The organism is Enterobacter cloacae complex sp. 402C9 (genome assembly GCF_050030745.1).
Lineage (GTDB): Bacteria > Pseudomonadota > Gammaproteobacteria > Enterobacterales > Enterobacteriaceae > Enterobacter > Enterobacter intestinihominis.
Genome location: NZ_JBLGUW010000001.1, coordinates 2,576,059 through 2,588,985, shown reverse-complemented (window position 1 = coordinate 2,588,985; position 12,927 = coordinate 2,576,059). Strand labels below are relative to the sequence as shown.

The 12,927-nt window shown below is 54.7% G+C and carries 9 protein-coding genes and 2 tRNA genes; 7 read left to right on the top strand and 4 right to left on the bottom strand.

Annotation, left to right across the window (positions count from 1 at the left end):
• Nucleotides 1–282: 282 nt before the first annotated feature.
• From ACQG1K_RS12380 to narI, 5 genes are all read left to right on the top strand, one after another.
• Entirely contained in the window at nt 283–1,680 is a 1,398-nt protein-coding gene (locus tag ACQG1K_RS12380) for a NarK family nitrate/nitrite MFS transporter (RefSeq protein ID WP_367074386.1), read from the top strand.
• 381 nt (nt 1,681–2,061) lie between these two features.
• Nucleotides 2,062–5,805, top strand: a complete 3,744-nt coding sequence (locus ACQG1K_RS12375; protein WP_023300281.1) for a nitrate reductase subunit alpha — start codon at nt 2,062–2,064, stop codon at nt 5,803–5,805.
• Nucleotides 5,802–7,337: a nitrate reductase subunit beta gene (narH, locus tag ACQG1K_RS12370; RefSeq protein WP_032624103.1), complete on the top strand. Its 1,536-nt coding sequence runs from the start codon at nt 5,802–5,804 to the stop codon at nt 7,335–7,337. The genes ACQG1K_RS12375 and narH overlap by 4 nt, the downstream gene beginning before the upstream one ends.
• Nucleotides 7,334–8,044: a nitrate reductase molybdenum cofactor assembly chaperone gene (narJ, locus tag ACQG1K_RS12365; protein ID WP_022648360.1), complete on the top strand. Its 711-nt coding sequence runs from the start codon at nt 7,334–7,336 to the stop codon at nt 8,042–8,044. The genes narH and narJ overlap by 4 nt, the downstream gene beginning before the upstream one ends.
• Nucleotides 8,044–8,721 carry a respiratory nitrate reductase subunit gamma gene (narI, locus tag ACQG1K_RS12360; protein WP_022648359.1) on the top strand — a complete coding sequence of 226 codons (678 nt, stop codon included), beginning with the start codon at nt 8,044–8,046 and terminating at the stop codon, nt 8,719–8,721. Before narJ ends, narI begins: the two co-directional genes overlap by 1 nt.
• Before the next feature lie 211 nt (nt 8,722–8,932).
• On the opposite strand, the gene ACQG1K_RS12355 is transcribed toward narI, so the two are convergent.
• The 4 genes from ACQG1K_RS12355 to ACQG1K_RS12340 all read right to left on the bottom strand — a co-directional run bounded on the left by ACQG1K_RS12355 (nt 8,933) and on the right by ACQG1K_RS12340 (nt 10,642).
• Nucleotides 8,933–9,017: transfer RNA gene (locus tag ACQG1K_RS12355), tRNA-Tyr, on the bottom strand.
• Nucleotides 9,018–9,051: 34 nt separating this feature from the next.
• Nucleotides 9,052–9,136 (bottom strand) — tRNA-Tyr (locus tag ACQG1K_RS12350).
• A gap of 157 nt (nt 9,137–9,293) precedes the next feature.
• Nucleotides 9,294–10,136, bottom strand: coding sequence for a formyltetrahydrofolate deformylase (gene purU, locus ACQG1K_RS12345; RefSeq protein WP_003856715.1), 843 nt, complete (start codon nt 10,134–10,136; stop codon nt 9,294–9,296).
• A gap of 41 nt (nt 10,137–10,177) precedes the next feature.
• On the bottom strand, nt 10,178–10,642 hold the full coding sequence (locus tag ACQG1K_RS12340; RefSeq protein WP_022648358.1) for a YchJ family protein: 465 nt from the start codon (nt 10,640–10,642) through the stop codon (nt 10,178–10,180).
• 113 nt (nt 10,643–10,755) lie between these two features.
• Between ACQG1K_RS12340 and rssA the strand changes: the two genes are divergently transcribed.
• Together rssA and rssB are read left to right on the top strand one after the other, a co-directional pair.
• Nucleotides 10,756–11,658 (top strand): patatin-like phospholipase RssA, encoded by a 903-nt coding sequence (rssA, locus tag ACQG1K_RS12335; RefSeq protein ID WP_228338640.1) that lies wholly within the window; start codon nt 10,756–10,758, stop codon nt 11,656–11,658.
• An 89-nt stretch (nt 11,659–11,747) separates the two neighbouring features.
• A complete protein-coding gene (gene rssB / locus ACQG1K_RS12330) occupies nt 11,748–12,761 on the top strand; it encodes a two-component system response regulator RssB (RefSeq protein ID WP_003856721.1) in 1,014 nt (337 codons plus the stop codon).
• The last annotated feature ends 166 nt before the right edge of the window (nt 12,762–12,927 follow it).

The following is a 12,927-nucleotide window of genomic DNA, read 5'->3' as shown; positions in this document are numbered from 1 at the left end:
GATTGCAGGAATGGCGCTATTCTGGTGCATACCCTGGAGTATACCCATACCAATAAAGGATTACCTCTAAATTGCCAGGGAGGTAACGGTTAGTGGGTGGACGAAGCAGGGATGCGTCAGCACCGTGAAAAACCACACCTTTTTTACGTTTTGCATCTACTCATTAAGAGTGATGGCTTTTTTTTCGCCGCAAAACCTCCCACTTTTCCTTTGATTTATATCAACTTACCGCCGCCCTAAAGCCCTAATGTTTGCAGCATCATTCGAGAATCAGAGGTGTCTATGAGTCACTCTTCCGCTCCCGAAAGGGAAACTGGTGCCGTTATTACAGACTGGCGTCCAGAGGATCCGGCGTACTGGCAACAGCGCGGCCACCGTATAGCAAGTCGTAATCTGTGGATTTCCGTGCCATGTCTGTTACTGGCGTTTTGCGTCTGGATGTTGTTCAGTGCGGTTGCGGTTAACCTGCCAAAAGTGGGCTTTACCTTTACCACCGATCAGCTGTTTATGTTGACTGCGTTGCCGTCGCTTTCAGGCGCACTGCTGCGCGTTCCTTACGCGTTTATGGTGCCGGTCTTTGGTGGTCGTCGCTGGACGGCTTTCAGTACCGGGATCATGATCGTGCCGTGCGTGTGGCTCGGTTTTGCGGTGCAGGATACCTCTACACCGTTTAGCGTGTTCGTGATTATCTCTCTGCTGTGCGGTTTTGCGGGGGCGAACTTTGCGTCCAGTATGGCAAACATCAGCTTCTTCTTCCCGAAAGCGAAGCAGGGTGGTGCGCTGGGCATTAACGGCGGTCTGGGTAACATGGGCGTGAGCGTGATGCAGCTGATTGCTCCGCTGGCGATCTCGGTCTCCATCTTTGCGGCGTTTGGCGGCGGCGGTGTGACGCAGCCCGACGGTTCAGTGCTGTTCCTGCAAAATGCCTCCTGGATTTGGGTACCGTTCCTGGTGGTCTTTACCCTGGCGGCATGGTTCTTCATGAACGACCTGTCCGCGTCCAAAGCGTCCCTGAGCGAGCAGCTGCCGGTTCTGAAACGTGGCCACCTGTGGGTAATGGCACTGCTGTATCTGGCGACCTTCGGCTCGTTCATCGGTTTCTCCGCAGGCTTTGCCATGCTGTCGAAAACCCAGTTCCCGGACGTACAGATCCTTCAGTTTGCCTTCTTCGGTCCGTTTATTGGCGCGCTGGCACGTTCGCTGGGCGGGATGATCTCCGACCGTCTGGGCGGAACGCGCGTTACGCTGGTGAACTTTGTATTGATGGCCATCTTCTGTGCGCTGCTTTTCCTGACGCTGCCTGCGGGTGGTGAGGGAGGTAACTTCTTTGCCTTCTTCGGCGTCTTCATGGTGCTGTTCCTGACCGCCGGGCTGGGCAGTGCGTCTACTTTCCAGATGATCTCTGTCATCTTCCGCAAGCTGACCATGGACCGCGTGAAAGCGCAGGGCGGGAGCGACGAGCAGGCGATGCGTGAAGCCGCCACCGATACCGCTGCGGCGCTTGGGTTTATCTCTGCGATTGGCGCGATTGGCGGCTTCTTTATTCCAAAAGCGTTCGGTATCTCACTGGATCTGACCGGCTCTCCGGCGGGTGCGATGAAGGTATTCCTCGTCTTCTATATCGCCTGTGTGGTCATCACCTGGCTGGTATATGGCCGTAATACCAAGAAAAACAAGTAAGCTTGATTATCCGTTTGCGCGGCCTGAGTGCCGCGCTTTTTTTAATCGCTTAATAGTTACAACATACTAATAGCGTTTCCCGTAGTCGCACGCAGGTAACGCTGTGATCGCCATCGCTTTACAGGTGTCTCTACCCCTTAATACCTAAGATGTTAAATTTTGCTCCGCTTATTGTACGATAAATAAAATATATCCATATAAATCATTAATTTAAAAAATATTAACAGCTACCGCTTTGGTGGTATTTGATCTAATCCCCCCCTCAGAGACCCCCCTCCGTCTTGATCGTTATCAATTCTCACCATCTTTCATAGCGTTACCTTCGCTGCAAATCAGCAATGTCGATTTAGAGAGCCACAGGCTCCACACAGGAGATACCCGATGAGCAAATTTTTGGACCGGTTTCGCTACTTCAAACAGAAGGGTGAAACTTTTGCCGATGGGCACGGCCAGGTTCTGGATACCAACCGGGACTGGGAAGACGGTTACCGTCAACGCTGGCAGCATGACAAAGTTGTCCGTTCTACCCACGGTGTAAACTGCACTGGCTCATGTAGCTGGAAGATTTTCGTTAAAAACGGTCTGGTGACCTGGGAAATGCAGCAGACCGACTATCCGCGTACCCGTCCGGATATGCCGAACCATGAACCGCGCGGCTGCCCGCGTGGGGCCAGCTACTCCTGGTATCTCTACAGCGCCAACCGTCTGAAATACCCGCTGATGCGTAAACGCCTGATGAAAATGTGGCGTGAAGCGAAAGTGCAGCACAGCGATCCGGTTGATGCCTGGGCCTCCATCATCGAGGACGCCGACAAAGCGAAAAGCTTCAAACAGGCGCGTGGTCGCGGTGGTTTCGTTCGTTCTTCCTGGAAAGAGGTGAACGAGCTGATTGCGGCCTCCAACGTCTATACCGTGAAAACTTACGGTCCTGACCGCGTGGCAGGCTTCTCGCCAATCCCGGCGATGTCGATGGTCTCTTACGCCTCCGGCGCGCGCTACCTTTCACTTATCGGCGGTACCTGCCTGAGCTTCTACGACTGGTACTGCGACCTGCCGCCAGCGTCGCCGCAGACCTGGGGCGAACAGACCGACGTGCCGGAGTCCGCTGACTGGTACAACTCCAGCTATATCATCGCCTGGGGCTCTAACGTTCCGCAGACCCGTACCCCTGATGCGCACTTCTTTACCGAAGTACGTTACAAAGGGACCAAAACCGTTGCCGTGACCCCGGACTACGCCGAAATCGCCAAACTGTGCGACCTGTGGCTGGCACCGAAACAGGGTACTGATGCCGCCATGGCGCTGGCGATGGGCCACGTCATGTTGCGTGAATTCCACCTCGACAAGCCAAGCCAGTATTTCACCGATTACGTGCGTCGCTACACCGACATGCCAATGCTGGTGATGCTTGAAGAGCGTGACGGCTATTACGCCGCTGGCCGTATGCTGCGTGCTGCGGATCTTGTGGACGCGCTGGGTCAGGAAAACAACCCGGAGTGGAAAACGGTCGCCTGCAACAGCAACGGCGAGCTGGTGGCGCCAAACGGTTCTATCGGCTTCCGCTGGGGAGAAAAAGGCAAATGGAACCTGGAACAGCGTAACGGCACCACGGGTGAAGAGACAGAACTTCGCCTCAGCATGCTGGGCAGCCAGGACGAAATCGCCGATGTCGGCTTCCCGTACTTTGGTGGTGAAGGTTCCGAGCACTTCAACAAGGTTGAGCTGCAAAACGTTCTGATGCACAAACTGCCGGTTAAGCGCCTGCAACTGGCGGACGGTTCTACCGCTCTGGTCACTACGGTCTACGATCTGACCATGGCGAACTATGGCCTGGAGCGCGGTCTGAACGATGAAAACTGCGCGACCAGCTATGACGACGTGAAGGCTTATACACCAGCCTGGGCGGAGCAGATCACCGGTGTGCCACGCGCCCAAATCACCCGTATCGCCCGCGAATTTGCGGAAAACGCAGACAAAACTCACGGTCGCTCCATGATCATCGTCGGTGCCGGTCTGAACCACTGGTATCACCTCGATATGAACTATCGCGGCCTTATCAACATGCTGATCTTCTGTGGCTGCGTCGGGCAGAGCGGCGGCGGCTGGGCGCACTACGTGGGCCAGGAAAAACTGCGTCCGCAGACCGGCTGGCAGCCGCTGGCGTTTGCCCTTGACTGGCAGCGTCCGGCTCGTCACATGAACAGCACCTCCTACTTCTATAACCACTCCAGCCAGTGGCGCTACGAGACGGTGACCGCGCAGGAGCTGCTGTCTCCGATGGCAGATAAATCCCGCTACAGCGGCCATCTGATTGACTTCAACGTGCGCGCTGAACGCATGGGCTGGCTGCCGTCTGCACCGCAGTTGGGCACTAACCCGCTTCGCATTGCGGAAGCGGCGAAGAAAGCGGGCATGTCACCGGTGGACTACACCGTGAAATCGCTGAAGGATGGCTCAATCCGTTTTGCGGCAGAACAGCCTGAGAACGGCAAAAACCATCCGCGTAACCTGTTCATCTGGCGCTCCAACCTGCTGGGTTCGTCCGGTAAAGGCCATGAGTACATGCTGAAATACCTGCTCGGTACCGAAAACGGTATTCAGGGTAAGGATCTCGGCAAGCAGGGCGGCGTGAAGCCGGAAGAGGTGGAGTGGAAAGACAACGGTCTGGACGGCAAGCTGGATCTGGTGGTGACCCTCGACTTCCGTCTGTCCAGTACCTGCCTGTACTCCGATATCGTGCTGCCTACCGCCACCTGGTACGAAAAAGACGACATGAATACGTCGGATATGCATCCGTTTATTCATCCGCTGTCTGCGGCCGTTGACCCGGCGTGGGAATCAAAAAGCGACTGGGAAATCTATAAAGACATCGCGAAGAAATTCTCCGAAGTCTGTGTAGGGCACTTGGGCAAAGAGACCGACGTGGTGACGCTGCCAATCCAGCACGACTCCGCTGCCGAACTGGCGCAGCCGCTTGACGTTAAGGACTGGAAAAAAGGCGAATGCGATCTGATCCCGGGTGTGACCGCGCCGCACATTATTCCGGTTGAACGTGATTACCCGGCAACGTACGAGCGCTTTACCTCTATCGGTCCGCTGATGGAGAAGATCGGTAACGGCGGTAAAGGCATCGCCTGGAACACCCAGAGCGAAATGGACCTGCTGCGCAAGCTCAATTACACCAAAGCTGACGGCCCGGCCAAAGGCCAGCCAATGCTGAACACGGCAATTGATGCAGCGGAAATGATCCTGACCCTGGCACCGGAAACCAATGGCCACGTGGCGGTGAAAGCGTGGGCGGCTCTGAGTGAATTTACCGGCCGTGACCATACGCATCTGGCGAAGAATAAAGAAGAAGAGAAAATCCGCTTCCGCGATATTCAGGCTCAGCCGCGCAAGATTATCTCCAGCCCGACCTGGTCTGGCCTCGAAGATGAACATGTGTCCTATAACGCCGGATACACCAACGTTCACGAGCTGATCCCATGGCGCACGCTCTCTGGCCGTCAGTCTCTGTATCAGGATCACCAGTGGATGCGTGACTTCGGTGAAAGCCTGCTGGTTTACCGGCCGCCAATCGATACCCGCTCCGTGAAAGCGGTGATGGGGGCGAAATCAAACGGTAACCCTGAGAAGGCGCTGAACTTCCTGACGCCGCATCAGAAGTGGGGTATCCACTCCACCTACAGCGACAACCTGCTGATGCTGACGCTGTCACGCGGGGGGCCGATCGTCTGGATGAGCGAAGCGGACGCCAAAGATCTGGGTATCGAAGATAACGACTGGATCGAAGTGTTCAACAGCAACGGTGCCCTGACGGCACGTGCGGTGGTGAGCCAGCGTGTACCAGCCGGGATGACCATGATGTACCACGCGCAGGAACGTATCGTTAACCTGCCGGGTTCAGAGATCACCGAGCAGCGCGGCGGTATTCACAACTCTGTGACCCGTATTACGCCGAAACCGACGCATATGATCGGCGGCTATGCCCAGCTGGCCTACGGCTTTAACTACTACGGCACTGTAGGATCAAACCGCGATGAGTTCGTGGTGGTACGTAAGATGAAGAATATTAACTGGTTAGATGGCGAAGGTAATGACCAGGTACAGGAGAGCGTAAAATGAAAATTCGTTCACAAGTCGGCATGGTGCTGAATCTGGATAAATGCATCGGCTGTCATACCTGCTCAGTCACCTGTAAAAACGTCTGGACCAGCCGTGAAGGTATGGAGTACGCCTGGTTCAACAACGTGGAAAGTAAGCCGGGCACCGGCTTCCCGACCGACTGGGAAAACCAGGAGAAGTGGAAGGGCGGCTGGATCCGTAAAATCAACGGCAAACTGCAACCGCGCATGGGTAACCGTGCGATGCTGCTCGGTAAAATCTTTGCTAACCCGCATCTGCCGGGCATCGACGATTACTACGAGCCGTTTGATTACGACTATCAGAACCTGCACAACGCGCCGGAAAGCAAACACCAGCCGATCGCCCGTCCTCGCTCGCTGATCACCGGTAAGCGCATGGACAAAATTACCAGCGGTCCAAACTGGGAGGAAATTCTGGGCGGCGAGTTCGAAAAACGCGCCAAAGACCAGAACTTCGAGAACATGCAGAAGGCGATGTACGGCCAGTTCGAAAACACTTTCATGATGTATCTGCCGCGCCTGTGCGAACACTGCCTTAACCCGGCGTGCGTGGCGACCTGCCCAAGCGGCGCCATCTACAAGCGTGAAGAAGATGGCATTGTGCTGATCGACCAGGACAAGTGCCGCGGCTGGCGTATGTGCATCACCGGCTGCCCGTACAAAAAAATCTACTTTAACTGGAAGAGCGGTAAGTCTGAGAAGTGTATCTTCTGCTACCCGCGTATCGAAGCCGGTATGCCGACCGTCTGCTCAGAGAGCTGCGTAGGGCGTATCCGCTACCTCGGCGTGCTGCTGTACGACGCGGATGCGATTGAAAATGCCGCAAGCACCGAGAACGAGAAAGATCTGTATCAGCGTCAGCTGGACGTCTTCCTCGATCCGAACGATCCGAAGGTGATCGAGCAGGCGCTGAAAGACGGTATTCCGCAGAGCGTGATTGACGCCGCACAGCAGTCCCCGGTGTACAAAATGGCGATGGACTGGAAGCTGGCGCTGCCGCTGCACCCGGAATACCGCACGTTGCCGATGGTCTGGTACGTGCCGCCGCTGTCTCCGATTCAGTCTGCGGCGGACGCGGGTGAACTGGGCAGCAACGGCATTCTGCCGGACGTGGAAAGCCTGCGTATCCCGGTTCAGTATCTGGCCAACCTGCTCACCGCAGGGGATACCCAGCCGGTACTGCTGGCGCTGAAACGTATGCTGGCGATGCGTCACTTCAAACGTGCCGAAACCGTTGACGGCGTTAACGATACCCGCGCGCTGGAGGAGGTTGGTCTGACCGAAGCGCAGGCGCAGGAGATGTACCGCTATCTGGCAATCGCTAACTACGAAGATCGTTTCGTGGTGCCGAGCAGTCACCGCGAGCTGGCTCGCGAGGCCTTCCCGGAGAAAAGTGGGTGTGGCTTTACCTTTGGCGACGGTTGCCACGGGTCAGACAGCAAATTCAACCTGTTCAACAGCCGCCGCATCGACGCGATGGATGTGACCAGCAAAACGGAGCCGCACCAATGATTGAACTCGTCATTGTTTCGCGTCTGCTCGAGTACCCTGATGCTGCGCTTGTGCAGCATCAACAGGAACTCTTTGATGCACTCGCGTCATCTGAAAACCTGGATAAAGAGGATGCCCAGACGCTGGGCATTTTCCTCCGCGACCTGCTGGCGCGCGATCTTCTTGATGCGCAGGCGGACTACAGCCAGCTGTTTGACCGTGGTCGTGCCACGTCTCTATTGCTGTTCGAACACGTTCACGGTGAATCCCGCGACCGTGGTCAGGCGATGGTGGATCTGATGGCCCAGTACGAGCAGCACGGTTTGCAACTCGACAGCCGCGAGCTGCCGGATCACCTGCCTCTGTACCTGGAATATCTGGCGCAGCTGCCGAAAGAGGAAGCGCTGGGCGGGTTGCAGGACATCGCTCCCATTCTGGCGTTGCTCGGCGCACGTCTCCAGCAACGTGAGAGCAATTATGCAGTCCTGTTCGATCTGCTGGTGAAACTGGCTAACGCCTCGGTTGACAGTCAAAAAGTGGCGGAAAAAATTGCGGATGAAGCCCGTGACGACACCCCACAAGCACTGGATGCCGTCTGGGAAGAAGAACAGGTGAAATTCTTTGCTGATCAGAGCTGTGGCGAATCTGAAATCTCCGCGCATCAGCGTCGTTTTGCCGGAGCGGTGGCTCCGCAATATTTGAATATCTCTAACGGAGGACAGCACTAATGCACTTCCTGAATATGTTCTTCTTTGACATTTACCCGTATATCGCGGGCACCGTGTTCCTGGTGGGAAGCTGGCTGCGTTATGACTATGGCCAGTACACCTGGCGTGCTGCCTCCAGCCAGATGCTGGATCGTAAAGGGATGAACCTGGCGTCAAACCTGTTCCACATCGGGATTTTGGGTATTTTCGCCGGTCATTTCCTGGGGATGCTGACGCCGCACTGGATGTACGAAGCGTGGCTGCCGATTGAAGTGAAGCAGAAGATGGCGATGCTCGCCGGTGGCGCCTGCGGCGTGATGACCCTGGTGGGTGGGCTGCTGCTGCTGAAACGCCGTCTGTTCAGCCCACGCGTGCGGGCTACCACGACCGGAGCGGACATCCTGATCCTCTCCCTGCTGATGGTGCAGTGTGCGCTGGGTCTGCTGACCATTCCATTCTCTGCGCAGCATATGGACGGCAGCGAGATGATGAAGCTGGTGGGATGGGCGCAGTCTGTCGTGACCTTCCGCGGTGGTGCCTCTGAGCATCTGGACGGCGTGGCGTTCATCTTCCGCGTTCACCTGGTGCTGGGTATGACCCTGTTTGTGCTGTTCCCGTTCTCTCGCCTGGTGCACATCTGGAGTGCGCCGGTGGAGTACCTGACGCGCAAATATCAGATCGTGCGTGCTCGTCGCTGATTCGCTGTATTGATACAACCCCGCATTTGCGGGGTTTTTTTTGTCCTGGAACCAGGGTTTCGTGCGGATGCCGGGTGGCGGCTGCGCCTTACCCGGCCTACGGAATTCACTATGCTCGGATCGAACCCTGGTCGAAGCTTCTCATCTTTCCCCGCATGGGAGAACCATAGGGCATTGTGCTTTTGGAGAGTGCTAAAGAATCTGGAAGTGATGGTGGTGGGGGAAGGATTCGAACCTTCGAAGTCGATGACGGCAGATTTACAGTCTGCTCCCTTTGGCCGCTCGGGAACCCCACCAGGGGTAATTCATATTTTGAGGTAAAGCTGGAGATGGTGGTGGGGGAAGGATTCGAACCTTCGAAGTCGATGACGGCAGATTTACAGTCTGCTCCCTTTGGCCGCTCGGGAACCCCACCACGGGGTAATGCTTTTAACTGGCCTGCTTCCTGTTGGAAGCGGGGCGCATCATATCAAATGAGACGCCCCTGTAAAGCATTCCTTTAGGAAAATGAAGCTGTTTGCCTGCTTTTTATCCGTAAAGGCGTAAAGCTAATCAATTCATTTTCCGAAGGATTAAAGAATAATCGTTCTGTTGCCGTACACAAAGACGCGCTGAGCAAGTACCTGATAAAGCGCACGGCTCAGTACGTTCTTCTCAACGTCACGGCCAGCTCGCATCATATCTTCTGCCGTGTAGGTGTGATCCACGTGGATCACGTCCTGCATGATGATTGGGCCTTCGTCCAGATTATCATTCACGTAGTGCGCGGTTGCGCCAATGATCTTCACCCCACGCTCGTACGCCTGGTGGTACGGACGCGCGCCAATAAAGGCTGGCAGGAAGGAGTGGTGGATGTTGATAATTTTGTTCGGGAAGCGCGCCACGAAGGATGGCGTCAGCACGCGCATGTATTTTGCCAGCACCACGTAGTCCGGGTTATGTGCTTCAATCGCAGCAGCCATCAGGTTGTCGTGCTCTTCGCGGGTATGACCTTCATGGCTGACCAGTTCAAACGGAATGTCGAAACGTTCAACCAGCGTACGCAGCGTCTCGTGGTTGCCAATGACGGCGGCAATTTCGACGTCCAGGCCACCGTAGTTGGCTTTCATCAGCAGATCGCCCAGGCAGTGCGCCTCTTTGGTGACCAGAATGACAATGCGGCGACGACCCGCCGGGTTTAGCTCGCGCACCGAGCCTTCCGGCAGGGCGCTGTCCAGATCGGCAAGCAGGGTTGTGTCGTTGAAAATACCTTCCAGCTCGGTACGCATAAAGAAGCGACCGGTACGGTGGTCAACGAACTCGTTGTTCTGCACGATATTCAGTTCATGCTTGTAGCAAATGTTGGTAATTCGTGCGATCAGTCCTTTTTGATCGGGACAGATAGTGCGCAGAACTTTACGTTGTAATGATTGCATCGCCGGGAAATCCTGTTTATGTATTTGCGAAGTCTGAGTTGTCAGGCATTACTGCCGCAACACTTTTTAAATTTTTTTCCTGAACCACAGGGGCAGGGATCGTTACGACCGAATTGCGGACGTGTGCCGTCAATATAATACCATTGCCCGCTGTCCTTTAAGAACCGTGAGCGTTCAATGATGGCGCCGGGTTTGTTTTGTTCGCTAAAGCGGGCGACAAAACTGACATAGCCCTCGTTGGCATCGCGGCCGGGAGCGGCATCAAAGACGGTAAGGCCTAGCCAGACGGTGTTGGCAAATCCGGCTTCAATCTCTTGCCGAAAATCGGCAGCATCACAGGACGGATGCCAGGTTTTAATCAGGTAGTCTGCGTTTTTGATCACAAAAGCAGTATACCGCGAGCGCATAAGGTGTGACGGGTCTGGTGCAACCTGCTCGCCAGAAAGATATCGCTGGCAACATAGGCTATACTCCAGAGCGCTACCACAGGGGCAGAGTTGAGACACGATTCTCTTCCTGGAACAAAAAATAAGGCGTTAAACGCTTAAGGTAGCAATATGTTAACTGAGCAGGTGCGTTGACGCTATGTCGGGAATCCAGGGGAAGTAAAACAGGGCTAATGAGAAAGGTAAAAATTGGACTGGCGTTGGGCTCAGGTGCAGCCCGGGGTTGGTCACATATTGGCGTTATCAATACCTTAAACCAGATGGGGATTGACGTTGATATTGTTGCAGGATGTTCTATCGGGTCGCTGGTCGGATCCGCGTACGCCTGCGGTAAGCTCCCGCAGCTTGAAAGCTGGGTGCGCTCCTTTAGTTACTGGGATGTACTGCGCCTGATGGATCTCTCCTGGCAGCGTGGCGGCCTGCTGCGCGGCGAACGCGTATTCAATCAGTTTCGTAAGATAATGCCCCTCGCTGACTTCAGCCACTGCCAAATGCCTTTCGGCGCCGTTGCAACCAACCTCAGTACGGGCAGGGAGTTATGGCTCACCGAAGGGGATATTCATCTCGCCGTTCGCGCATCCTGTAGCATGCCTGGGTTAATGGCGCCTGTGCCTCATAATGGCTACTGGCTCGTTGATGGTGGCGTGGTGAATCCTGTCCCCATCTCTCTGACGCGCGCCATGGGGGCAGATATCGTCATTGCAGTGGATTTACAGCACGACGCTCACCTTATGCAGCAGGATTTGATGCCGGTTAATCTTCAGAGCGATGATGCGGAAGAAGAGAAACTTGCCTGGCATGAGCGTTTACGCGGCAGAATAGGGCGCCTGACTGCCCGTCGCACGGTGACCGCGCCGAACGCCATTGAAATCATGACGACCTCCATTCAAATTCTTGAGAATCGCCTGAAGCGAAACCGTATGGCTGGCGATCCTCCGGATATTCTTATTCAGCCCTATTGTCCACAAATCTCTACCCTTGATTTCCACCGGGCTGAGGCCGCCATAGCAGCGGGCTCGTTAGCCGTCGAAAAGAAAATAGATGAACTGTTGCCTTTTGTGCGTACAGCACGTTAAGCACTTTTTTGATTACTTCAGCAAAATCTGACAGGCGATAGTACCAATAGCATGCCACTATTGAGTAACTGTCAGCCAGGGGAGGAACCATGACACAGCCATTGGCCGGAAAACATATTTTGATAGTAGAAGACGAGCCCGTTTTCCGATCGCTACTGGATTCGTGGTTATCCTCACTGGGTGCAACCACGTCCCTTGCCGAAGATGGCGTCGAGGCACTGGAAAAAATGGCCAGCATGGCGCCTGATCTGATGATCTGCGATCTCGAGATGCCGCGCATGGACGGATTAATGCTGGTGGAAAACCTGCGTAACGAAGGTTATCAGACACCGATACTGGTGATCTCGGCGACCGAAAATATGGCGGATATTGCTAAGGCGTTGCGTTTGGGTGTGCAGGATATCCTGCTCAAACCGGTTAAAGATTTAAACAGACTGCGTGAAACGGTGTTGGCCTGCCTGTATCCCAATATGTTTAATTCCCGGGTGGAAGAAGAAGAACGTCTTTTCCAGGACTGGGATGCTTTAGTCAGTAATCCGCTCGCGGCCGCGAAGCTGCTTCAGGAACTTCAGCCGCCGGTGCAGCAAAATATCTCTCATTGCAGAGTAAATTATCGCCAGCTGGTAGCGGCTGACCAGCCTGGACTGGTGCTGGATATTGCGCCGCTATCAGATTCCGACCTCGCTTTTTATTGCCTGGATGTTACCCGAGCGGGTGATAACGGCGTTCTGGCGGCCTTATTACTCCGTGCGCTGTTTAATGGATTGCTACAGGAACAATTATCCCATCAGGGGCAACGACTTCCTGAGTTAGGCAGTTTACTAAAACAGGTCAACCAACTTTTTCGCCAGGCCAATTTGCCGGGGCAGTTCCCGCTTCTGGTTGGCTATTATCACAGCGGGTTGAATAACCTTATTCTGGTCTCTGCTGGATTAAATGCCACGCTGAATACCGGCGAACACCATATACAGGTGAGTAACGGTGTGCCGTTGGGAACGTTGGGTAATACTTACCTTAATCAAATTAGCCATCGCTGCACCTCCTGGCAGTGCCAAATTTGGGGTGCCGGTGGGCGGTTACGCTTAATGTTGTCCACGGAGTAAGCAGTCAGGTTTTATTTTTCAGATTGCTTTACCTGTGTTTTTGCTGGCAGTGCTACTATCGCTGCAAGTTTCATGCGTATTTGTCTTAATTGATCGGCAACGCGTTCTTTTCAGACCCGTATTAGTGGCTGAGACTGTATACTCAACGCGTTATTCAATGCATAAA